This is a genomic window from Methylobacterium phyllostachyos (assembly GCF_900103445.1).
Classification (GTDB): domain Bacteria; phylum Pseudomonadota; class Alphaproteobacteria; order Rhizobiales; family Beijerinckiaceae; genus Methylobacterium; species Methylobacterium phyllostachyos.
On sequence record NZ_FNHS01000003.1, the window covers coordinates 235,205 to 257,477 of the forward strand.

General features: G+C 68.3%; 25 protein-coding genes. 9 read left to right on the plus strand and 16 right to left on the minus strand.

What is annotated here, in order from left to right; all coding sequences use genetic code 11:
- Window positions 1–93: 93 nt before the first annotated feature.
- From BLQ49_RS06350 to proB, 7 genes are all read right to left on the minus strand, one after another.
- Window positions 94–1,434, minus strand: coding sequence for a S41 family peptidase (locus tag BLQ49_RS06350; RefSeq protein ID WP_091714272.1), 1,341 nt, complete (start codon window positions 1,432–1,434; stop codon window positions 94–96).
- Entirely contained in the window at window positions 1,434–2,735 is a 1,302-nt protein-coding gene (locus tag BLQ49_RS06355; RefSeq protein ID WP_244507467.1) for a murein hydrolase activator EnvC family protein, read from the minus strand. The genes BLQ49_RS06350 and BLQ49_RS06355 overlap by 1 nt, the downstream gene beginning before the upstream one ends.
- Window positions 2,736–2,849: 114 nt before the next feature.
- Entirely contained in the window at window positions 2,850–3,344 is a 495-nt protein-coding gene (gene rlmH, locus BLQ49_RS06360; RefSeq protein WP_091714274.1) for a 23S rRNA (pseudouridine(1915)-N(3))-methyltransferase RlmH, read from the minus strand.
- Between the two features lie 5 nt (window positions 3,345–3,349).
- On the minus strand, window positions 3,350–3,736 hold the full coding sequence (rsfS, locus tag BLQ49_RS06365) for a ribosome silencing factor (protein WP_244507485.1): 387 nt from the start codon (window positions 3,734–3,736) through the stop codon (window positions 3,350–3,352).
- A gap of 60 nt (window positions 3,737–3,796) precedes the next feature.
- Complete coding sequence (locus tag BLQ49_RS06370) at window positions 3,797–4,471, minus strand: nicotinate-nucleotide adenylyltransferase (RefSeq protein WP_280140946.1); 675 nt, start codon at window positions 4,469–4,471, stop codon at window positions 3,797–3,799.
- 19 nt (window positions 4,472–4,490) lie between these two features.
- Window positions 4,491–5,789: a glutamate-5-semialdehyde dehydrogenase gene (locus tag BLQ49_RS06375; protein WP_091714279.1), complete on the minus strand. Its 1,299-nt coding sequence runs from the start codon at window positions 5,787–5,789 to the stop codon at window positions 4,491–4,493.
- 158 nt (window positions 5,790–5,947) lie between these two features.
- Window positions 5,948–7,063 (minus strand): glutamate 5-kinase, encoded by a 1,116-nt coding sequence (proB, locus tag BLQ49_RS06380; RefSeq protein WP_091714280.1) that lies wholly within the window; start codon window positions 7,061–7,063, stop codon window positions 5,948–5,950.
- Window positions 7,064–7,313: 250 nt separating this feature from the next.
- Between proB and BLQ49_RS06385 the strand changes: the two genes are divergently transcribed.
- Window positions 7,314–8,510 (plus strand): cupin domain-containing protein, encoded by a 1,197-nt coding sequence (locus BLQ49_RS06385; RefSeq protein ID WP_091714282.1) that lies wholly within the window; start codon window positions 7,314–7,316, stop codon window positions 8,508–8,510.
- 82 nt (window positions 8,511–8,592) lie between these two features.
- Here BLQ49_RS06385 and obgE read toward each other — a convergent pair whose 3' ends face one another.
- The 6 genes from obgE to BLQ49_RS06415 form a co-directional block, all read right to left on the minus strand.
- Window positions 8,593–9,621, minus strand: coding sequence for a GTPase ObgE (gene obgE, locus BLQ49_RS06390; RefSeq protein ID WP_091714284.1), 1,029 nt, complete (start codon window positions 9,619–9,621; stop codon window positions 8,593–8,595).
- 86 nt (window positions 9,622–9,707) lie between these two features.
- Entirely contained in the window at window positions 9,708–10,313 is a 606-nt protein-coding gene (locus BLQ49_RS06395) for a GNAT family N-acetyltransferase (RefSeq protein ID WP_091714286.1), read from the minus strand.
- Between the two features lie 187 nt (window positions 10,314–10,500).
- Window positions 10,501–10,767, minus strand: coding sequence for a 50S ribosomal protein L27 (gene rpmA / locus BLQ49_RS06400; protein WP_012317134.1), 267 nt, complete (start codon window positions 10,765–10,767; stop codon window positions 10,501–10,503).
- 86 nt (window positions 10,768–10,853) lie between these two features.
- A complete protein-coding gene (gene rplU, locus BLQ49_RS06405; protein ID WP_010683509.1) occupies window positions 10,854–11,168 on the minus strand; it encodes a 50S ribosomal protein L21 in 315 nt (104 codons plus the stop codon).
- A gap of 167 nt (window positions 11,169–11,335) precedes the next feature.
- Complete coding sequence (locus tag BLQ49_RS06410; RefSeq protein ID WP_244507468.1) at window positions 11,336–11,707, minus strand: hypothetical protein; 372 nt, start codon at window positions 11,705–11,707, stop codon at window positions 11,336–11,338.
- 155 nt (window positions 11,708–11,862) lie between these two features.
- Window positions 11,863–12,483 (minus strand): YceI family protein, encoded by a 621-nt coding sequence (locus BLQ49_RS06415; protein WP_091714289.1) that lies wholly within the window; start codon window positions 12,481–12,483, stop codon window positions 11,863–11,865.
- Between the two features lie 149 nt (window positions 12,484–12,632).
- On the opposite strand from BLQ49_RS06415, the gene ruvA reads away from it, so the two are divergent.
- The 7 genes from ruvA (at window position 12,633) to BLQ49_RS06450 (ending at window position 17,707) form a co-directional block, all read left to right on the plus strand.
- Window positions 12,633–13,250 carry a Holliday junction branch migration protein RuvA gene (gene ruvA, locus BLQ49_RS06420; protein ID WP_091714290.1) on the plus strand — a complete coding sequence of 206 codons (618 nt, stop codon included), beginning with the start codon at window positions 12,633–12,635 and terminating at the stop codon, window positions 13,248–13,250.
- Between the two features lie 203 nt (window positions 13,251–13,453).
- Window positions 13,454–13,726, plus strand: a complete 273-nt coding sequence (locus BLQ49_RS30185) for a (2Fe-2S)-binding protein (protein ID WP_091714292.1) — start codon at window positions 13,454–13,456, stop codon at window positions 13,724–13,726.
- Window positions 13,727–13,770: 44 nt separating this feature from the next.
- Window positions 13,771–14,268 (plus strand): bacterioferritin, encoded by a 498-nt coding sequence (bfr, locus tag BLQ49_RS06430; RefSeq protein ID WP_091714294.1) that lies wholly within the window; start codon window positions 13,771–13,773, stop codon window positions 14,266–14,268.
- Window positions 14,269–14,537: 269 nt separating this feature from the next.
- On the plus strand, window positions 14,538–15,335 hold the full coding sequence (dapB, locus tag BLQ49_RS06435) for a 4-hydroxy-tetrahydrodipicolinate reductase (RefSeq protein ID WP_091714296.1): 798 nt from the start codon (window positions 14,538–14,540) through the stop codon (window positions 15,333–15,335).
- A gap of 10 nt (window positions 15,336–15,345) precedes the next feature.
- Window positions 15,346–15,981, plus strand: a complete 636-nt coding sequence (locus BLQ49_RS06440) for a 2,3-bisphosphoglycerate-dependent phosphoglycerate mutase (RefSeq protein ID WP_091714297.1) — start codon at window positions 15,346–15,348, stop codon at window positions 15,979–15,981.
- Window positions 15,982–16,635 carry an alpha-ketoglutarate-dependent dioxygenase AlkB gene (locus BLQ49_RS06445; RefSeq protein WP_091714299.1) on the plus strand — a complete coding sequence of 218 codons (654 nt, stop codon included), beginning with the start codon at window positions 15,982–15,984 and terminating at the stop codon, window positions 16,633–16,635.
- Between the two features lie 109 nt (window positions 16,636–16,744).
- Window positions 16,745–17,707, plus strand: coding sequence for a hypothetical protein (locus BLQ49_RS06450; RefSeq protein WP_091714301.1), 963 nt, complete (start codon window positions 16,745–16,747; stop codon window positions 17,705–17,707).
- A gap of 4 nt (window positions 17,708–17,711) precedes the next feature.
- Here the strand turns inward: BLQ49_RS06450 and BLQ49_RS06455 are convergent, their stop codons facing one another.
- The 3 genes from BLQ49_RS06455 to BLQ49_RS06465 form a co-directional block, all read right to left on the minus strand.
- Window positions 17,712–19,331, minus strand: coding sequence for a gamma-glutamyltransferase family protein (locus BLQ49_RS06455; RefSeq protein ID WP_091714302.1), 1,620 nt, complete (start codon window positions 19,329–19,331; stop codon window positions 17,712–17,714).
- Between the two features lie 156 nt (window positions 19,332–19,487).
- Complete coding sequence (locus BLQ49_RS06460; RefSeq protein ID WP_091714304.1) at window positions 19,488–19,904, minus strand: hypothetical protein; 417 nt, start codon at window positions 19,902–19,904, stop codon at window positions 19,488–19,490.
- 136 nt (window positions 19,905–20,040) lie between these two features.
- The gene (locus BLQ49_RS06465) at window positions 20,041–20,856 is read right to left on the minus strand and encodes a hypothetical protein (protein WP_244507469.1); all 816 of its coding nucleotides are present in this window, start codon (window positions 20,854–20,856) and stop codon (window positions 20,041–20,043) included.
- A 320-nt stretch (window positions 20,857–21,176) separates the two neighbouring features.
- Here BLQ49_RS06465 and BLQ49_RS06470 point away from each other — a divergent pair, with 320 nt between their 5' ends.
- Window positions 21,177–22,214 (plus strand): aspartate-semialdehyde dehydrogenase, encoded by a 1,038-nt coding sequence (locus tag BLQ49_RS06470; RefSeq protein ID WP_091714306.1) that lies wholly within the window; start codon window positions 21,177–21,179, stop codon window positions 22,212–22,214.
- Window positions 22,215–22,273 lie beyond the last annotated feature (59 nt).

Genomic DNA, 22,273 nt, shown 5'->3' on the forward strand with positions numbered 1-22,273 from the left:
AACGATCCGCTAAGGTTTGGATTCGGGCAAAAAAATCCCGCCCGGCGGGGTGCCGGGCGGGATCGGGTCGTAGCGTGCCGGAGCCGGAGCCGGTCAGTTCGGCACGCTCGGCTTCTGCTGCTGCGCGGCCGGGGTACCGTTGGCGGCGCCCTTCTGGATGCCGTGGAGGAAATCGACGGCGGCGATCAGCTGCTTGTCCTTGGCCGGATCCGGCGGGACGTAGGCGGAGGAGCCGCCGCGCTCGTCGGTATCCTTCTGCTTCAGGTGGCCCTTCAGCCCGGCCTCGCCCTTCGTTTCGTCCTTGCCCTTCAGCTCGTCCGGCACGTCCTGCGTCACCTCGACGTCGGGCTCGATGCCCTTCGCCTGGATCGAGCGGCCGGACGGGGTGTAGTAGCGCGCCGTGGTCAACCGCAGGGCGCCGGAGCCGCCGAGCGGTATGATCGACTGGACCGAGCCCTTACCGAAGGAGCGCGTACCCAGGATGGTCGCGCGCTTGTGATCCTGCAGCGCACCGGCCACGATCTCGGAGGCCGAGGCCGAGCCGCCATTCACCAGCACCACGACCGGCTTGCCCTTGGTCAGGTCGCCGGCCTTGGCCGAGAAGCGTTGCGTCTCGTCCGGGTTGCGGCCGCGGGTCGAGACGATCTCGCCGCGGTCGAGGAACGCGTCCGACACCATCACGGCCTGGTCGAGCAGGCCGCCCGGGTTGTTGCGCAGGTCGATGACGTAACCCTTGATCTTGTCCGGCCCGATCTCGCTCGACAGCTTGTCGATGGCGGCGCGCATGCCGTCGAAGGTCTGCTCGTTGAACTGCGTCAGGCGGATATAGGCGACGTCGCCGCCCTCGACCTTGGAGCGCACCGGCTTGATCTTGATCACGTCGCGGGTGAGCGTGACGTCGATCGGGTCCTTCGACTCCTTGCGCGAGATCTTGAGCTTCACGGTGGAGTTCACCGGGCCGCGCATCTTGTCGACCGCCTGGTTCAGGGTGAGGCCCTGGACCTGGTCGTCGTCGATCTGCGTGATGACGTCGTTGGCAAGCAACCCCGCCTTGGCGGCCGGCGTGTCGTCGATCGGCGTGACGACCTTGATCAGGCCGTCCTCCATCGTGACCTCGATACCGAGCCCGCCGAACTCGCCGCGGGTCGTGGTCTGCATGTCGCGGAACGCCTTCGCGTCCATGTAGCTCGAATGCGGGTCGAGGGAGGTCAGCATGCCGTTGACGGCTGCCTCGATCATCTTCGACTCGTCGGGCTTCTCGACGTAGTCCGTACGGACCTTCTCGAAGACGTCGCCGAACAGGCTGAGCTGGCGATAGGTCTCGGCCGACGCGGCCACGGCCCGAGGCCCGGAGAGGAAATCGGTCTGGGTGGCCAGCATGGAGGTGCCGGCACCCAGGAAGGCGCCAAGCATGATCAGGGAAGTCTTGCGCATCAGCCGCGAACCTTCTCGCCAACTACCGTATTATTCGGGCTCTTTGCCCACCACGGCTCCGGATCGATGGAGCCGCCGTCCTTCTTGAACTCGACGTACAGGGTGGGATCGCCCTCGGACCCGTTGGGGCCCGCGCCCTTCTCGCCCATATTGCCGACCGGCTCGCCCGCAAGCACGAACTGGCCGACCTCCACGTTGATCTGATCCATCCCCGCGAGCAAAAGATAGTAGCCGTCGCCCGCGTTGATGATCAAGAGTTGGCCATAAGACCGGAACGGCCCCGCAAACTGCACCCAACCATCGGCCGGCGACGAGACCGCCGCCTTCGGACGGGTCGAAAACGACACGCCGCGGGTGGTTCCGCCATTGCCGTCGGGCTGGTTGAAGCTCCGGGCGACCTTCCCGCTGACCGGCCGCGGCACTTCGCCCCGCGCCTCGGCGAAATGCACCTTCGGGGCCAAGCGGGCCGGATCACGGAACCCGGCCGCGGCAAATCGTTCCTGCGTCGCCCTCGCCTCGCGCTCCGCGGCGGCCTTGGCCTCCTCGGCCGAACGTTTGGCCGCGGCGTCGGCCGCCTCCGTCCGGTCCATCAGGTCCTTGAGGTTCTTTGCCTGCGCGCCGAGTTCCGCGGCACGCCGGCGCTCGGCATTCAGGCCGCTCTCGACCTCCGCCTGCCGGGCACGCCGCGCAGCCACCAGGGCCTCCAGGCGCTGTCGCTCCCGCGCCCAACCCGCAAGGTCGTTGGTCAGACCTTCCTTGTCCTGGGCGATCAAGCCGCGCAGGCGGATCATCTCCCCGAGATCGGCGGCGAGCGTATCGACCTCGCCGCGCAGTTCCGGCACCACGGCGCCAAGCAGCATCGAGGTCCGGATGGCCGCCAGCATGTCCTCCGGGCTCACCAGCACCGCCGGGGGCGGACGCCGGCCCATGCGTTGCAGCGCGGCCAGAATCTCGGCGACGACGCCCCGGCGGGCCTGGAGCGAGTGCCGGATGGCGGCTTCGCTGTCGCCCATGGAGGCCAGCCGCTCTTCCAAGCGGCTCAGCCGTTCCTCGGTCGCCTGGGTCTGCCGGCTGGCGTCGAGGAGGGCGGCGTCCAGCTTGGAGCGGTCCGATCCGATGGCGGCGATCTCGGCCTCGAACTGGGCACGCTGGCTGGAGCTGGCGGCGATCGCGTCCTGCACCCGCTTGAGGTTCTCGGCGCGCCGGTCACGCTCCTCGCTGGCGCGCTGCGCGGCCGCTGCATCGGCAGGCGAGGGAGTCTCGGCGCGGACAGGCACCGCCACGCAGGCCGCGGCCAGCATCACGAGCGCATGCCGTCTGCGGCGCGGACGCCGCCCGGCCCGCGGATGACCTGCCGGCCCCTCATCGTGCTCAGCGGGAAGCACAGATCCCATCGCGACGAGGGCCACGGTCGGTCAGCCCGCCTCGCCCCGGTGATAGGGATGACCGGCCAGGATGGTCAGGCTGCGATAGATCTGTTCGAAGGCCAGCACGCGCACGAGTCCGTGGGGCAAGGTGGCTGCCCCGAACGACAGGATCAGCTCCGCCTTCGTCCGAATTGAGGCGTCGAGACCGTCCGGTCCACCGATCACCACGGTAAGCCCCGGCCGACCCACGTCACGCCATCCGGCCAAGCGCTCGGCCAGGGCCTCGCTGGCTATATCGGCGCGGCCCCGCTCATCGTAGGCGATCAGCACGCCGCCGGACGGAAAATTCGCGCTGAGCGCCGCCGCCTCCTCGGCGCAGCGATCGACGGCGCGCCGTGCCCGCGATTCCGAAAGCTCGATACTATCGCAGGACGGGAAGCCAAGCCCGCGGCCCAATTGGGCGGCGCGGTCGCGATATCGTGACGCCAGTTCGCGCTCCGGGCCAGCCTTCAGCCGCCCGACAGCCGTCAGCAGGAGGCGCAAGCGGCTTAGCCGAGCGCCACGCCGAGCGGTCGATCGGCACCCCACATCTTCTCGAGGTTGTAGAAGCCCCGCACCTCGGGCCGGAAGATATGAACCAGCACGTCGCCCGCGTCGATCAGGACCCAGTCGCAGGCCGGCAAGCCCTCCACCCGGGCGTTGCCGAACCCCCGGTTCTTCATCTCCTGGATAATCTTATCGGCGATCGAACCAACATGCCGCTGCGACCGGCCCGACGCGATGATCATCGTGTCAGCCAGCGAGGTCTTTCCGGCCAGATCGATGGCGATCGTCTCCTCAGCCTTCATCTCATCGAGGCATTCGAGAGCGAGGGCCTTGAGATTGTCCGCGTACGCGCGGCCGGGCTCGTCCGGATCGAGGGCGGCGGTGCGGATCGTCTCCGTATGAATGGTCTCGGGCAGCGTCCTGATTCCTCGTGGTGCCGCGGGGCAGTGTCACACCTCGCGGGCTGGCATGAAATTGGCGGCATCGGGCGGCGATTGCAACTGCGCTGACGCCGCGACCTCGCTAGGCCGTTGCATACCGTTACGGATCTCTGTCGAGGACAGGCTGGAACGGGGCCCATGCAGGAAGGTCCAGGCCGGCGGCCGGCGCAGCGCAAGCGTCGCGGCGGCTTCCTCGGGGATGCGCGCCTGCGCCATCCGCCGGGCGGCCCGGGCGCTGAGCGGCGTCATGGTCGAGCCGGGTCGGTCTATGATCGCGATCGGCACGAGCCGGGCGATCTCCGAGGATCCCTTCCAGCGGTGGAACGTGCCGAGCGAATCGGCCCCCATAATCCAGACGAAATGGACACCGGGGCATCGGCGGGTGAGGAAGCGCAGGGTCTGGACGGTGAAGCGCACACCGAGCGCCGCCTCTATTCCGGTCACGGCGATGCGCGGATGCCGGGCGATCCGGCGCGCCTGCGCGCAGCGCTCCGCGACGGTGGGGAGGGCCTTGCGGCTCTTCAGCGGATTGCCGGGGCTCACCAGCCACCAGACACGATCCAGCCCGAGCCGGCGCATCGCCATCAGGGTGACGTGACGATGGCCCAAATGCGCTGGATTGAACGATCCGCCGTAGAGGCCGATCCGCATGCCGGGGGCGCTCGGCGGCAGGCTCAGCCGCACGCCGGGCTTTCGGCTGTCCTCATGGACGGATCTGGCCGGTGCCGTGAACCCGGTATTTGAAGGTCGTGAGCTGCTCGACGCCCACCGGGCCGCGGGCATGCATCCGCCCCGTGGCGATGCCGATCTCGGCGCCGAACCCGAACTCGCCGCCATCAGCGAATTGCGTGGAGGCGTTGTGGGTCACGATCGCGGAATCGACCTCCGCGAGGAAGCGGGTCGCCTCCGCATCGTCCTGGGTGATGATCGCGTCGGTATGATGCGAGCCGTAGGTCTCGATATGCTCGATCGCCGCGCCGATCCCATCGACCACCCGGACCGCGATGACGGCATCCAGATACTCGGTGTGCCAGTCCTCCTCGGAGGCGGCCGCCACCCGGGGATCGACCGCCTGCGCGGCGGCGTCGCCCCGCACGGCACAGCCCGCTTCGAGCAGGGCGGAGACCAGCGGCGCCAGATGCGTGCCGGCGCAGGCGCGATCGACCAGCAAGGTCTCGGCGGCCCCGCAGACGCTGGTGCGGCGCATCTTGCTGTTGAGCAGCACGGTCCGCGCCATGTCGAGATCGGCCCCGGCCGCGACGTAGACGTGGTTGATCCCGTCGAGATGGGCGAAGACCGGCACCCGCGCCTCCTGCTGGACGCGGGCCACGAGGCCGCGGCCGCCCCGGGGCACGATCACATCGACGCAGCCGTCGAGGCCGGACAGCATCAGGCCCACCGCCGTCCGGTCGCGGGTCGGCACGAGCTGGATCGCGTCGGCGGGCAGACCGGCATCGGCTAGCCCCTGGCTCATCGCCCGGGCGATCGCCATCGCGCTGCGGTGACTGTCCGAGCCAGCCCGCAGGATCGCGGCGTTGCCGGCCTTCAGGCATAGGGCCCCGGCATCGGCCGTGACGTTGGGGCGGCTCTCGAAGATCACGCCGATCACGCCGAGGGGCACCGCGATCCGCTCGATCAGGAGGCCGTTCGGCCGCTCGATGGCGGCGAGCTGGCGCCCGACCGGATCGGCCAGCGAGCCGATCTTCTCCACCGCATCCGCCATGGCGGCGAGGCGGCCGGGATCGAGGGTCAGACGGTCGATCAGCGCTGCACTCTGGCCGGCGTTGCGGGCTGCCGCCACGTCGCGGGCGTTCTCGGCCAGGATCTCGTCCCGGTTCGCCCGCAGCCGCTCGGCGATCGCCTTCAGGGCGATATCCTTGGCCTGGGCAGAGGCCAGAGCCATCTGCCGCGCAGCGGCCCGGGCGCGGCGGCCGATCGCCGCCATCTGCTCCGGCAGCGTGTCGCCCTCGGCGAAGTCCGATCTCAGGTTCAGGACGGGCACGCTGGCGTCCTCGGTTCGCGACGGCCGTTCATCGGCGCGACAGGGCAGGCGGCCGTCTTTGCACAACGCGCCGCGCGCCGACAAGTGCGCCGCGGCACCCGGGACAACAATACTGAGCGCGGATCGGGCGACCTCAATGCAGATCGATCACAGCATTCTTAGAACAACGCTAAGTCATCGCGATGCACCATCCAGGCACGCCCGGGATAATTGAGCAGGTCCGGGATCCGGGCGCTCGGATGTCCAATGATCAGCGCGGCCTCAGCATTGTCGTAGGCGACGAGGCCGCGCCCCAGGGCACGACCCTCTGGATCGCGGATCTCCACGGCATCGCCGCGGGAGAAGCTGCCCTCGATGGCCCGGACACCCACCGGCAGAAGGCTGGCGCCGCCCCGCAGCGCCTGCAAGGCGCCGGAATCGATCGTGAGAGAGCCCCGGGTTTCGAGGGACCCGGCGATCCACGTCTTGCGCGCCGCCGTCGGCGTGGACCCGGACAGGAACCACGTGCAGCGCGCACCCTCGCGGACCGCCTTCAACGGGTTCTTAGCCCGTCCGTCTGCGATCACCAGATGGGTGCCGCCCGAGACGGCGATCTTGGCCGCCTCGACCTTGGTGCGCATACCGCCCCGCGACAGCTCGGAGGCCGGCCCACCCGCCATGGCCTCGATCTCCGCAGTGATCCGCTCGACGGTCGCTAGATGGCGCGCATGCGGATCACTCTTCGGCGGCGCGGTGTAAAGGCCGTCGATATCGGAGAACAGGACCAGCACGTCGGCGTCGATCATCGTGGCGACCCGGGCGGCCAAGCGGTCGTTGTCGCCGTAGCGGATCTCGGAGGTCGCCACCGTGTCGTTCTCGTTGACGACCGGCACGGCGCGCATTTCAAGGAGCTTCAGCACGGTCGCGCGGGCGTTGAGGTAGCGGCGCCGCTCCTCCGTATCCTGCGGCGTCACGAGGATCTGGCCGGCCACGATGCCGTGATGGCCGAGCGCCTCGGCCCAATGCCGGGCCAGGGTGATCTGTCCCACGGAAGCCGCGCCCTGGCTCTCCTCCAGCCGCAGCGGACCGGGGGGCAGCCCCAGCACCGTACGCCCGAGGGCGATGCTGCCGGAGGACACGACCAGCACGTCGACCCCGCGGGCGTGCAGCTCGGCGATGTCTTCAGCGAGGGCCGCGAGCCAAGCATGCCGAAGACGGCCGGCGTTGCGGTCGACCAGCAGCGCCGATCCGACCTTGATGACGATGCGGCGGAAATCTTCGAGAGACGGGATCATGTTTCTGGCGAACAGGGCGGCGTCCGCGCGGTTTGGACGAAGTGCGCCCCGTTGCACAGCCGTCTTCGCCACGCAACCGATTGCAGCTGACACGTTCGAAACAGCGTCCTCATCCCTCACGACCTCGTGAGTATGTGGTATGCAAAATATCTTTATTGCAGCGCAAGAGCGAGCACCGTGCATGGCACGCTGCAGCGCTGTGGGAACGCAATGGGCGTTCCGGCCAGACCCCACACAGGACACCTTTACGATGGACGCGAATCGACGCGCGTTTCTCGGGACTGCGGCTCTCGGAGCCGGTGGTCTCGTCGCCCTCACGCAACAGGCTGCCGCAGCCGGCGGTGCCACCGATCATGGGCCAGCGGGAGCCGGCGGCTTCGGCCGCGACGTCCAGCAGCTGCCTCCGGGGGCGCAGGTCGCCTACCATGACCCCAAGGATGTCGGCGCCATGCCCGACTTCCGTTTCTCCCTCGACGGCAACGTGCCCAAGATCACGTCCGGCGGCTGGGCCAAGGAGGCCACCGTTCACCAGTTCCCCATCAGCAAGGGGATCGCGGGCGTCCACATGTTCCTCGATCCGGGCGCGTCCCGCGAACTGCACTGGCACGCGATCGCGGCCGAATGGGCCTACGTGATCGACGGACGCTGCCAGACCGTGGTCCTCGACCCGTCGGGGGCCAGCGAGATCAACAACTACGAGCCGGGTGACCTCTGGTTCTTCCCCAAGGGCCACGGCCACTCGATCCAGACGATCGGCGACAAGCCCTGCCACTTCATCCTGTCGTTCGACAACGGCGCCTTCTCTGAGCACGGCACCTTCTCAATCACCGATTGGATCGACGTGTCGCCGAAGGACATGCTGGCGCTCGACTTCGGCCTGCCGAAGGAAGCCCTCAACGCCTTCCCCAAGGGTGAGGCCTACATTCAGGCCGGCCCGGTGATCCCGATCTCGCAGGCCCTCGACGCGCCCTGGCCTAAGGAATCCACGCACAAGTTCCGGCTGCTGAAAGATCCGCGGGCGGTGCGAGACTTCGATGGCGGCACCTTCCGGCTGGCGACGGTCGATGAGTGGCCGGTCTCCAAGTCGATGTCGGGTGGCGTGATGACGATCCGTCCCGGCCAGATGCGCAAGTTCCATTGGAACGTGAATGCTAACGAGTGGCACTTTTACCTGAAGGGGAAGGGCCAGGTGGCTTTGTTCGGCTCGGGCGGTCGCGGCAAGGTGGCGGACTTTGTGCCCGGCGACGTGGCCTACATCCCGATGGGCTTCGGCCACGCGATCAAGAATGTCGGCGACGAGGATCTGGAGATCATCCAGACCTGGGACAACGGCAAGTTCGAGGAGATCGACCTCGATGCCTGGATCAAGGCGAGCCCGAACTACCTCGTGGCCAACAACTTCGCCGGGGTGCCCGCGGAGACGATCGCCAAGCTGAAGCAGGGTTGATCGCGTAGCAAATCGAAAGGCCGGCAGGGACCTTCAAGGCGGCCCCTCCCGGCTCAACACGGATGTCGATGGCTTCCGCCTCTCACGGCTGCCAAGCGGCCACAGGCTCCTTGTCCGCCTCAGCACTGGCGTCGATCTCGGCCTGGAGCGCCCGAAGCGCTTCCGGCACGCCCTTCCTGCTCGCCGAGGACAGGACCAGCGGCGCGCGGCCGGCGGCGCGCTTCAGCTTGGCGACCTGGCTCTTGAGCGTCTCGGCATCGAGCGCGTCGGCCTTGGAGAGCGCCACGATCTCGGGCTTCTCCGCCAGGCCGTTGCCGTAGGCCTCGATCTCGCCACGCACCAGCTTGTAGGTCTTGCCGGCATGCTCGCTCGTGCCGTCGACGAGATGCAGCAGCACCCGGCAGCGCTCGACATGGGCCAGGAACCGGTCGCCGAGGCCGACGCCCTCGTGCGCACCCTCGATCAGGCCGGGGATGTCGGCGAGCACGAATTCGCGCCCGTCCGAGCGGACCACGCCGAGGCCCGGATGCAGCGTCGTGAACGGATAATCGGCGATCTTCGGCTTGGCGGCCGTGACGCTGGCCAGAAAGGTGGACTTACCCGCATTGGGCAGGCCCACGAGGCCGGCATCGGCGATCAGCTTCAGCCGCAGCCAGATCCACATCTCCTGGCCTTCCAGGCCCGGATTAGCGTGCTTCGGGGCGCGGTTCGTCGAGGTGGTGAAGTAGGCGTTGCCGAAACCGCCGTTGCCACCCTTGGCCAGCCGGATCCGCTGACCGACCTCGGTCAGATCGGCGAGAAGGGTCTCGCCGTCCTCCGAGAAGATCTGCGTGCCGGCCGGGACCTTCAGCACCGTGTCGGCGCCATTGGCGCCGTGGCAGTTCGAGCCCATGCCGTGCTCGCCTTTCTTGGCCTTGAAGTGCTGCTGGTAGCGGTAGTCGATCAGGGTGTTGAGCCCCTCGACGCACTCCACCCAGACATCGCCGCCGCGGCCGCCATCGCCCCCGTTCGGCCCCCCGAACTCGATGAACTTTTCCCGGCGGAACGAGACGCAGCCGGGACCGCCGTCGCCGGAGCGGACATAGACCTTGGCTTCGTCGAGGAATTTCACGGGTCGTCTCTCATGCCTGCGGGCCGCTCGGAAGCGGCCCCGCGCTCAATATAAGATGCGGCACCGATCCGCGCCGATCCCCTCGTTCAGGAGGCCAGAGCCAGATCCGGAACCGGTGCGGTCACCGTCTGGTGCCCGGCCCACCCAGCGCGGTCCAGGGCGAACCAGTCCAGCTGCCGTGGACCGCCCCGTGCCGGGCACGGTGTCGAACGGCGTTCCGTCCAGCCGAACCCGGTCTTCGCGATCACCCGCTGCGAGGCGCGATTCTCGGGCAGGGCACCGACCGTCAGCCTGTCCCCGCCGGTATACGCGAAGAAGGCATGGACCAGACCTGACGCGGCCTCGCTCATCAGCCCGTTCCCCCACCAGGGCCGGCCGAGCCAGTAGCCGAGATGCGGCGTACCGTCGGCGGCCGCGATCCCGATCAGGCCGATCAGGCTGCAGGGGCTCTCGCGACGTGCGAGGGCGAGGGTCAACCCCGTACCGGCGCTGTTGGCGCCGCGGACCTTGATGAGGAACTCATCGACGTCGGACCGCGTCAGCGGGTGCGGGATGTGGGCCGTCATTTCGGCCACGTCGCGCTCGCCCGCGAGCGTCACGATGGCGGGGATGTCCTTTGCGGTCGGCCAACGCAGCCACAGCCGCCGCGTCTCGATTCGGAAAACATCGTCACGGGTCAGATCGGGGAACATCGTGCCCTCGCAGGGCGATGCGCCCGGCTCCGGGGCACCGCCTCAAGACGACGAAGGGGAGGATGGCGTCCCATCCTCCCCGGGGTTCCGTCCGATCCGACCCGTCCAGGGGCTCGGCTACGACGTCTCCGGTCCGGTGTGGGACACCGGGCGGGACGCCAGCTTCGCCACTCTGGGCGCCCGCCTCTTATTCCGCGGCCTCGGCCAGCGGGGTAACACCTACGAAGGCGCGCCCGCGGCGCGTCTCGAAGCGGACATGGCCCGGTACCAGCGCGAAGATCGTGTGGTCCTTGCCCATGCCGACATTGGCGCCGGGATGCCATTTGGTGCCGCGCTGACGCACGATAATGTTGCCCGGAATGACGGCCTCCGAGCCGAACTTCTTGACGCCGAGGCGCCGGCCTTCCGAGTCGCGACCGTTGCGGGACGAGCCGCCAGCCTTTTTGTGTGCCATGGGATGAGCTCCGAATTCTGATCTGCTGCGATGCGGTCGCGGATCGGGTCCTCAGGGACCGTTACGCGCCCAGCGTTTGATCGACCTCAGGCCGAGATGCCGGTGATGCGCACCACCGTGTGGTCCTGCCGGTGACCGCGCTTGCGGCGCGAGTTCTGCCGGCGGCGCTTCTTGAAGGCGATAACCTTCTTGTCGCGGCCGTGGCGCACGATCTCGCCGGTGACGCTGATGCCCGACAGGGTCGGGGCGCCGACCTGGGTGGCGCCCGCGCCGTCGGCGAACAGGAGGACCTCGCCGAAGGTCACGGCCTCGCCGGCCTCGCCCGCGAGCGACGCGATGGTGATGGTGTCGTTGGCGGCGACGCGGTACTGCTTACCGCCCGTCTTGATGACTGCGAACATCGTTCTCTCGTGTTCTCGAACGGCCTCCGGGGCGGCTGCCCCTGGACCGGCTTCTTGTTTGAAGTCATTGAACGGGCTTGAGCCCGGACAACGCGAAACGCGCGGACCCCTTGTGAGGCCGCGCGCCATGCGGGGTCAGTAGGGGCGGGGCAGCCGCGTGTCAATCCTCAGCGGATGCGTGCGTTCGGCACCAGGACACCCCTGGCGACGGTCCCATCCGGCCCGAAGGCCGCCAGCGCGTTCGCACACCAGGCATCCCGGCCGACCTCGGCGAGCTGCTGGCGAACCTGCGTCGCGCGTGTCCGCAGCTTCTCCTGAAGCGCTGGTTCCTGTCCGGTATTGACCCGGGCCGCCAGGCGCAGGTTCGTGAGCTGGCCGGCTTTCATCTGCACGCCGGGGCAGGATTGCTCGGCGATGATCGTCGTCGTTGCGGCGTCGGCGTAGCTGTCGAGGGGCGAAGCCGGGGCGGGCGCCGGGGCGGCAGGCACCTGCGCGACGGCCGGGCCGGCGAGGAGAAGAGCCAGGAGAATCGAGGCCATCCGCATCGTGGAAGTCTCCGCAATCGGGGTTTGCGATCCGCGTCCGATCGACAGGTCTGATAATCCGAACCTGCCGCAGGTCTCCCACCCCCCACAGAGGGAGGGAAACGCCCGGTGCCGTTCTCTCCTCTGAGAGAAACACGACCTGCCTGGCGCTACGGCGCTGCCTTGAACTCGCCCTCGATCCGCAACGCCACCTCGTCGCCAAGTTGCGGCAGGTAGGCGTTGATGCCGAAATCGGAGCGCTTGATCACCGCCCGCCCGTCGAACCCGACTGTATAGCGCTGGTCCACCGGATGGATCCCGGCCTGATTGAAGGTCGCGTCGATCGCGAACGGCCGCACCGTGCCCCGCAGGTTCAGGTCGCCGGTGATGCGCGCCGTGGTCGGGCTGGTCGGTTCCACCTTGGTGGCGGTGAAGCTCGCCGAAGGGAACTTGGCCGTGTCGAAGAAGTCCGGCGTCGCGAGCCGCTCGTTCAGGCGGGTGCTGCCGGTGATGACGCCGCCAAGCGGCACGCTGACCGAGAGCTGGCTCTTCTCCGGCGCCTTCGGATCGAGGGTGAGCGTGCCGGTCAGGCCGGTGAACTGACCGTAATAGGTCGAGTAGCCGAGATGCGAGACCGACCACGTGATCTTGCCGTGATCGGGATCAAGCACGTAGGCCCCCGGCCGCACCTGCGTGGGGTCGGCGCTCGGTGCGACCGGAGCGGGATCGTCCGCCGCCCGCGCCGGGGCGAGGGACAGAAGGCCCAACAGGGCAAGAAGTGGCGCGCGCATGGTCGTCCCCCCAGCGTTGTCCCCGGATGGCCGGCCAAGCTCGGTCGTCGGGGCGCCCCTGATTTCACGAAGTCCAGGCAGGCTCAAGCGCGTCTGGCGGACCTGCGCGCGCTTCTGTAGGCAATCCGCACCAGCGGGCAGGCGTGAAAATGATCGGAAAACTGAAGGGCATCGTGGATTCGTTCGGCGAGGATTTCGTGATCCTCGATGTCTCGGGGGTCGGATACGTCGTGCATTGCTCGGCGCGGACTCTCCAGCGCATGCCGAAGGTCGGCGAGCCGGCGGATCTCTCCATCGAGACCCATGTCCGCGAGGACATGATCCGCCTGTACGGCTTCCGATCCGATGCGGAACGGGAATGGTTCCGCCTGCTCCAGACCGTGCAGGGCGTCGGCGCCCGGGTAGCCCTCGGCGTCCTCTCGGTGCTGGAGCCCGAGGCGCTGGCCGGTGCCATCGCGACGGGGGATAAGGGCGCGATCAGCCGCGCCCCCGGGGTCGGCCCGCGACTCGCCGCCCGGCTGGCGGCCGAGCTGAAGGACAAGGCCCCCGCCTTCGCCCCGATCGACCCGGCCCTGGTCGCCCTGACCGGCGCCGACGAGACCAGCACCACCTCCGGTCCCGTGGGCGATGCGGTGTCGGCCCTGGTCAATCTCGGCTACCCGCAAGTCCAGGCCGCGACGGCGATCGCCGCCGCCTTGAAGGAGGCCGGCCCCGATGCCGAAGCGAAGGTGCTGATTCGCTTGGGGTTGCGTGAACTCGCGCGCTGACAGCACGCGCCGTGTCCGCGCGCGCAGCAGTCCCTAGAAGGCAAAACCCTTCCCTTGACCGAGCGACCGCCGGGTGCCATCTCCGAGGAAGACCGGTAAGATATTGAAAAGACGCCACTTTTCAATTTTTCTAAACTGGCGGAGGACGTGGCTCGGCCCGCAGACTCGGGTCGCGCTGGAAGAAGGCGGGATCTGCTGGGCGCATGATCGTCTGTTCTTGCAATGTCATTTCCGACGGCGCCGTTCGGTCCTGTCTGAGCCCGGGGCCGGGTTGTCCACGAACGCCCGCGCAGGTCTATGCCTGCCTCGGATGCAGCCCGAAATGCGGACGCTGCGCGCGGACCATCCGGGCGATCATGCGCAGCGCGCTCGGCCAGGACGACGCCCCGGACGACAGCCATTCCTGCTCCGCGGCTTGCGCTCAAGCTTGCAGTTTGGTTTTATTCCAAACTGCGGATGAGGGAGTCGCCGTCTGACGTGACTGCCCCCGCCTGAGTAGACGGTAAGGAGTTCGGGGGCCATGAAGGGCGACACCAAGGTTATCGAGTATCTCAACCGTGGCCTGCGCAGCGAGTTGACGGCCGTCAGCCAGTACTGGCTGCACTTCCGCATGCTGAACAACTGGGGTTACATCGACCTCGCCAAATTCTGGCGCAAAGAGTCGATCGAGGAGATGAATCATGCCGATCGGTTCATCGATCGGATCCTGTTCCTCGAAGGTTTCCCGAACCTGCAAGAGCTGGAGCCTCTGCGGATCGGCCAGAACGTCCAGGAGGTGATCGAGTGCGATCTCGCCGCCGAGCACGGCGCGCGCAACCTCTATCTCGAAGCCGCGCAGTACTGTGATTCGATCAACGATCGCGTGTCCATGCGCCTGTTCGAGGAGCTGGCCGAGGACGAGGAGGGGCACATCGACTTCCTTGAGACGCAGCTCGACCTGATCAAGCAGATCGGCCTGCCGCTTTACGCCCAACGCCACATCGGCGGGCTCGAGCCGATCGCCCCCGAGAAGGATTGACCCAGTTCGGGCTCCGTTATTCAAATTTCGCGGGCCCAGGCACTCTCTCCTCCCCCTGTGGGGAGGCATTGGAGGTGGGGGTGGTGCAGATGGCACCGCTGCGCCTTATGCTGAACCACACCCAACCCTGGCCCCTTCCCCACAAGGGGGAGGGGAAATGCGCATGCAACTCGAGCTCTTGAAGTTCGACCGAAACGCATGGATCCGCTAGGCAGAGGGGAGGGCGCCGAGCTGGCGCCCTTTATCGAGATACGAGGGCGAAAACCGGGATGCGGCTCGTCGTGGTGGGCGCCGATGGGCGCATGGGGCGGATGCTGGTGCGGGCCGTAGCGGAAGCGGAGGGCTGCACGCTCTCCGCGGCGATCGAGCGGCCGGGCTCACCCGCCCTGGGCCAGGATGCGGGAAGCCTCGCAGGCCTCCCCCCTCTGAACGTAGCCGTGACCGACAACCCCCTCGAAGCGTTCGCCGCCGCCGACGGCGTGCTCGACTTCACGACGCCCGCGGCCACCATTCACTTTGCCGAGCTGGCCGCCCAGGCCCGCATCGTCCACGTGGTGGGGACCACGGGCCTGTCGGAGGACGACCGCGAGAAGCTGAAGGCGGCCTCTTATCACGCGCGGATCGTGCAGTCGGGCAACATGTCGCTCGGCATCAACCTGATGGCCGAGCTGGTGCGCCGCGTCGCGAAATCGCTCGGCGACGAGTTCGATATCGAGATCTGCGAGATGCACCACCGTATGAAGGTGGATGCCCCCTCCGGCACGGCTTTGATGCTGGGCGAGGCCGCCGCCGAGGGCCGGGGTGTGGATCTGAAGGCGGTCCGCGTCTCGACGCGGGACGGTCATACCGGTGCGCGCAAAACCGGCGATATCGGCTTCGCGACCCTGCGGGGCGGCACGGTGGTGGGGGATCACAGCGTGATCTTCGCTGGTGCGGGCGAGAGCCTGACGATCAGCCACCACGCCGCCGACCGGGGCCTGTTCGCCACGGGGGCGGTCAAGGCCGCGCTCTGGGCGCATCCGAAGCCCCCGGGGCTCTACACCATGGCGGACGTGCTCGGCTTCTGACGGAGATCCCATGGAACGCGTCCTGGTCCTCACCCGGCACGGTCAGAGCGCATTCAACCGTCAGAATCTGTTCACGGGCTGGCGCGATCCGGACCTGACCGAGCGCGGTATCGCGGAGGCCGAAGCCGCCGGCCGCCTGTTGAAGCGGGAGGGCCTGTCGTTCGACGTGGCGTTCACCTCCGGACTGGTGCGGGCCCAGCACACCGCTGCGCTCATGCTCGACGCGATGGAGCTCACCGGCATCCCGGTGGTGCGGGACATCGCGTTGAACGAGCGCGATTACGGCGACCTCGCCGGCCTCGATAAGGACGAGGCCCGCAAGCGCTGGGGCGACGAACAGGTCCATCAATGGCGCCGGTCCTACGAGGTGCGCCCACCCGGCGGTGAAAGCCTGAAGGACACGGTCGCGCGGGTGCTGCCCTTCTACGTCACGGCGATCCTGCCCCGGGTGATGCGCGGGGAGCGGGTGCTGGTGGCGGCCCACGGCAATTCGCTGCGCGCCCTGGTGATGGTGCTCGACCGCCTCGACAGCGATGCGGTCGCGACCTTGGAGATCAAGACCGGCGAGCCGCTGGTCTACCGGCTCGCCGCGGACACGACGGTCGCGGAGAAGCGCGTGCTCCCCCGGGACGATGCGGGCGGCTGAGTGGCGACGGAACTCGCCCCGGGCCTGATCCATCACCCGGGCTTCCTCGATCCGGTGGCCCGTCGCCGCCTGGCCGACGAGGTCGCCGCGGTCCTCGATGCGGCCCCGCCCGTCATCCCGCGGATGCCACGCACCGGAAGAGCCCTCTCGGTGCGGATGTCGAATGCCGGGCCGCTCGGCTGGGTTTCGGACCGGGACGGCTATCGCTACCAGCCGACACATCCCAAGACCGGCCAGCCCTGGCCCGCGATCCCCGAGACCGCGCTCGCAGCCTGGGAGGCGCTGGCGCAATACCCGGCCCCGCCGGAGGCCTGCCTGATCAACCTCTACGATCCGGCCGCCCGCATGGGCCTGCACCAGGACAAGGACGAGACGGATTTCTCGGCCCCGGTGGTCTCGCTCTCGCTCGGGGCGCCGGCCCTGTTCCGCTACGGCGGCCTGGGGCGCGCCGATCCGACCCGCTCGATCCGTCTGAGTGACGGAGATGCCGTAGTGATCGGCGGTGTCTCGCGGCTGATCTTCCACGGGATTGACCGCCTCTACCCGTCCGCCGATCTGCTGACCGAGGCCCCTCTCCCAGGGCTCTTGCCAGCCGGTGGCCGGTGCAACCTCACGCTGCGCCGGGTGAGCGCGACAACCGGCAGGTGGGGCTGACGGGGCCTCTCAATGTCCTGATTGCTCAGGCGCTTGACAGGGGCGGCCCGGCAGTTGACGCATCGCAGGAGGTGGCGCCCGACGGGCTACCCGGGAGACACGAAGGCTCATGCTGGTGCGTAACCTGTCGCTGCGTCTCGGGCGGCTCCTCACGCTGACGAGTCTGGTCGTCGGCACCGCGGCGTGGGCCGGGGAGCCGGTCTACCCGCCGGGCTCCCGCTTCGGCTTCGAACCCCCCGCCGACATGACGCTGTCGCGCCGCTTCACGGGGTTCGAGCGCAAGGAGGGCGGCGCGACCGTGTCGGTCGTGGAGCTGCCGCCGAATGCCTTCGCCGAGATGGTCAGCGGCTTCACCGATGCCAACCTGTTGAGCCAGGGCTTCGCGGTCGAGAAGCGCGAGGAGGTCAAGGTCGGCGACAACGAGGGCATGCTCTACACCGGCGAGCAGCCCGCCGATCCCAACGCCTCCGCGCCGGCGATCCGAAAGTGGATTCTCGTCATCGGTGCGCCCGGCGTGACCGGCCTCGTCATCGCCCAGGCGCTGCCCGACGCCGAGACCGAGGAGACGATGCGCCGGATGGTAACCGGCGTCACCCTCCGGCCCGCGCTATCGCTGACCCAACAGGTCGATGCGCTGCCCTTCCGGATCGGCGACATGGCGGGCTTTCGCCCGGTCCGGGTGCTGGCTGGGAATTCAGTGCTGCTGACGCAGGGCCCCAAGGATCAGATGCAGAATCTGGAGCAGCCGATCCTGGTGCTCGCCCAGGCTGTGCAGCAGCCGCCCACCGCCGAGCAGCGCGACGGCTTCGCCCGCGCGGCGCTCGCGTCGAACCAGACGCTGAAGGATTTCGTGATCGAGCGGGCGCAGAGCTACCGCTCGAACGGCGTGGACTGGCACGAGATCGTGGCCCGCGCCGTCGATCAACCCACCAACCAGCCGGTGGTGGTCTCGCAGACCATCCGCTTCAACCCGGACGGCTATCTGCGTGCGCTCGGTGTCGTGCGCGAGGATCAGCGGGCCGGCGTGCTCGCGAAGTTCCGCCAACTGGTCGACAGCGTGCAGCTGAAGTAGCGCCTCACCACACCACGGCCTGCCCGTCCCGGCGCGGGTCGCTCGCCGCGACGTAGCCCTCGACCCCCGGATCGCCCATCCGCCAGATGAACTGGCCGGCACCGAAATCCTGGTAGCTGTCCTCGATCACCTCCAGCCGGTGGTCCAGAGCCTTCAGCCGGTCGACGGTCGCGGCCGGCATGGCCGATTCCACGTTGATGTCGAGCCCATCGCTCACGCGCCAGCGCGGCGCGTCGCAGGCGGCCTGCGGATTCTGACCGTGGTCGATCATGCGCACCAGGGTCTGGACATGCCCCTGCGGCTGCATGTTGCCGCCCATCACGCCGAAGCTCATGATCGGCGCGCCGTCCCGCGTGAGGAAGCCCGGGATGATGGTGTGGAACGGCCGCTTTCCGGGCGCGACGACGTTGGGGCTCTCCGGATCGAGCACGAAGCCGTAGCCGCGGTTCTGCAGGGAGATGCCCCAGCCGGGCACCACCACGCCGGAGCCGAAGCCCATGTAGTTCGACTGGATGAAGCTCACCATCATGCCGGATTCATCGGCGGCGGTGAGGTAGATCGTGCCACCGGAGGGCGGCTTGCCGGGGCCGAACACCTGGGCGCGGTTGCGGTCGATCAGCTTGGCGCGGCTCGCGAGGTAGGCGGGGTCGAGCATCGCCTCCGGCGTCAGCTCCATCCCGCGCGGATCGGCGACGTAGCGATACGTATCGCTGAAGGCGAGCTTCATCGCCTCGATCTGGAGGTGCTGTGCCTCCGGGCCGTCCACGGGGAGGCCGGCGAGGTCGAAATGCTGGAGGATACCCAGCGCGATCTGCGCCGCGATGCCTTGTCCGTTCGGCGGGATCTCGTGCAGCGTGTAGCCGCGGTAGTCCTGTGCGGTCGGCGTCACCCATTCGGGCTTGTAGGCGGCGAGGTCGTCTGCCGTCATGGCGCCGCCATTGGCTTGCGCATGCGCGGCGATCGCCGCGGCGATCTCGCCCCGGTAGAAGGCCTCGCCCTTGGTCTCACCGATCAGCCGAAGGGTCTTCTCGGCGCCGGGGAAGGTCACCAGCTCGCCGACATCCGGTGCGCGGCCCTTCGGCAGGAAGAACTCGGAAAAGCCCGGCTGGCGGGTAATCGCCTCGACCCGGGCGGCGGCCGCCCATTTCTGCTGCACGACGACGGGGGCCAGATAGCCCCGCTCGGCGATGCGGATCGCCGGCTGCATCAGGTCGGCGAAGGGCAAGCGGCCGAAACGCTCGCTCAGCGCGACCCAGGCCGCGACCGCGCCCGGAACCGTCACGGAGTCCCAACCGCGCATCGGCGGCCGCTCGGCCGGCCCGTACTTCTTGAGGAAGTAGTCCCGCGTCCACGCGGCCGGCGCTCCACCCGAGGCGTTGAGGCCGTGCAGCTGCTGTCCATCCCACAGGATGCAGAAGGCGTCGGAACCGAGCCCGTTGCTGCACGGCTCCGTCAAAGTCTTGGCAGCGGCCGTGGCAATGGCGGCATCCACGGCATTGCCACCGGCTTGGAGCATCTGGATCCCGGCCTGGGCCGCGAGCGCGTGGGACGTCGCCACGCAGTTGCGCCCGAACATCGGCATGCGCAGCGACGGATACCCGGTCGCCCAATCGAACGGCTTCATGGCTCAGATCCCGGCCTCGGCAGCCTCACGGCGCCTGCGCTTCGTGGCATACAGGATAACCGGCGCCGGTGAAGAGTCGAAGCGGTGCGGGCGCAAACGAAAAGCGCGGACCCGAAGGCCCGCGCTGTTGCATTCCAGCCGTCTGGGTGAATCGGCTTAGTAGGGCCGGCCGTAGAGCGGCGAGGTCGGGTCCAGCCGATCGACGAAGGACAGATCGACGTTGCGGATCGCCGACGACCGGGCGCCGATGAACGGACCATTGGTGATCGGATCCGGCAGGATGCCGCGGCCGAAGCGATCGGTCGGGCCGTAGGGCGGGAGCACCGCATTGCCGGCAGCGATCAGGTAGGGGTTCAGGGCCGGGTTGCGCGAACCGCCGGCGCCCGGAACGTTCGAGGTCAGCGGCACGTTGCCAGCATCAAGCCAGCTCCGCGGACGCACCCGGATCGGGAGCGGGCGGCTGACGCGGTAGACCGGGCCGGGGATGAAACCGTCCTGCGCTTGAGCCGGAGCGGAGGCGCCGAAGCCGGCAGCGGCAATGACACCGAGAAGTGCGATCCTGAGCGAGCGCATGGCTAACCTTGCGTGTGAGTGCCACCAGTATGGCGACCGAAGCTTAACAGTTCGGCGCCTTTGACGATAAGACGCTTGGGCGAAGCTGTTGTTCCACTCTTATGGCTGAGCTTGTGCGATTTGCCACACTCATGCCTCATTTTTTATTTCGCGATCGTTGCCCGGTCGGCCCGATCCGGCCGGATACGTCTGCGACCTTAGTCAGCGGACAGGATCGCGACGCGGGGGGCGGAGCCGAGAAGGCGGCCGTCGTTTCGGGATCGGCGAGATCGACGAGACTCAACGCATCGAGCGAGCAGGCCAAGGCCTGAGTTGCGGGTGGGTGTCCGAGCGGTGCGCAGGTCCATCCGTCGAGGCGGAACGCGGCTTCCCGGGTGACGAAGCCGAGGCAGGTCCGCGTTGCGGGACCGCCGAACGTGATCTCCAGGGTTTCGACCACGCCGAACTTGGTCCGGATCTGGTCGCGCGATCCGGTCTTGATCACCGCGAGCGCCGGCCCGGTGGCAGCGCGGCGGGCCATCAGGACGAACAGCGTCGGCGCCGGGCCCGTATCCTTGCCGCGCGTGAGGGTCACCCACAGTGCCGGGGCCGCGCTGGCGGCGACATTCCCGCGGCTCAGCACGTCCTCGCGCAAACCCGTGCGGGGGTCGATCCCAGCGGTCACACGCACCGGATCGATTCCGGGCTCCGCGAGGTCGAACAAGGCGAGGGCGACCGGCGGCGAAGCCGGCGGGGCCGGCGCCGTGGGCTGGGAGCGGGCTTCAAACGGCATTGCAGCGGACGGGATCCGTCCGCCCGGTCGCCAGGCGCACACGCACAACAGGGCGATCAGGGCCGAGGCCGCGACGAGGCGCAGGCCGAGGGCGCCGGGCGACAACGTAACCCAACCCGCCAGACCCGCCGCGGGACCGGCGGAGCCGCGCCCGTCCCGTGCCTCCCCCGATCCAGCCATCCTGATACCCCGCGGACAGAGAACCTCATGGTTCGTCCGCGATCGTCAGGGCAAAGGATTGAATTCCCCTGGCGGTCCCAAAATCGTCACCGGGTTCCCCGACTTAAGGTGAATCGATCCTTGCGCAGCGAACGGCCTTGACAGTGCTCGCTCATGCGCGCCTTGCTCGGACAGGCCGTCGATCCCACCTCCGCTCAGGATGAGGTCTGCGGCCGCGCCCGTTTGGCGGGCGCTGTCCGGCTCGAACGATCCTTCGGCCGATATGTCTGGCAGGAGCGCGGCACCCGGATCGGTCGGGGTTTTCCGCGCGGAGACGAGAGATGGGTTACAAGGTCGCCGTCGTCGGCGCCACGGGCAACGTGGGCCGCGAGATGCTCGATATCCTGGCCGAGCGGGCTTTCCCCGCCGACGAGGTCGTGGCTCTGGCTTCGCGCCGCAGCCAGGGGCAGGAGGTCTCCTTCGGCGACAAGACGCTCAAGGTCAAAACGCTCGACGCCTACGATTTCTCCGACACGGACATCTGCCTGATGTCGGCCGGTGGCGAGACCTCGAAGGAGTGGTCGCCGCGGATCGGCCAGCAGGGCTGCGTCGTCATCGATAATTCCTCGGCGTTCCGCTACGACGCCGACGTGCCGCTGATCGTGCCAGAGGTGAACGCCGACGCCATCGTGGGCTTCACCAAGCGCAACATCATCGCCAACCCGAACTGCTCGACCGCGCAGCTGGTCGTCGCGCTCAAGCCGCTGCACGAGGCGGCAACCATCAAGCGCGTGGTGGTCTCGACCTACCAGTCGGTGTCCGGCGCCGGCAAGGAGGCGATGGACGAGCTGTTCAACCAGACCCGCGCGGTGTTCACCGCCGGCGAGATCAAGCAGGGCGGCAAGTTCACCAAGCGCATCGCCTTCAACGTCATCCCCCACATCGATGTGTTCATGGAGGATGGCTACACGAAGGAAGAGTGGAAGATGGTCGCCGAGACCAAGAAGATGCTCGACCCGAAGATCAAGCTGACGGCGACCGCCGTCCGCGTCCCGGTCTTCATCGGGCATGCCGAGGCGGTGAACGTCGAGTTCGAGCGGCCCCTCTCGCCCGAGAAGGCGACCGAGATCCTGCGCGCCGCCCCCGGCGTGCTGGTGATCGATAAGCGCGAGAACGGCGGCTACATGACGCCCCACGAGGCGGCCGGCGAGGACGCGACCTACATCTCGCGCATCCGCGAGGACGCGACCATCGAGAACGGCCTGAACTTCTGGTGCGTCTCGGACAACCTGCGCAAGGGCGCGGCGCTGAACACCGTTCAGATCGCCGAGGTGCTGGTGAACCGGAAGCTGCTGAACCGGGCCAAGCGCGCCGCCTGAGGTCGGACGCGACGGAGATGCGGGCGGACGCCCGCATCTCCGTCTGGATGATCTGAACC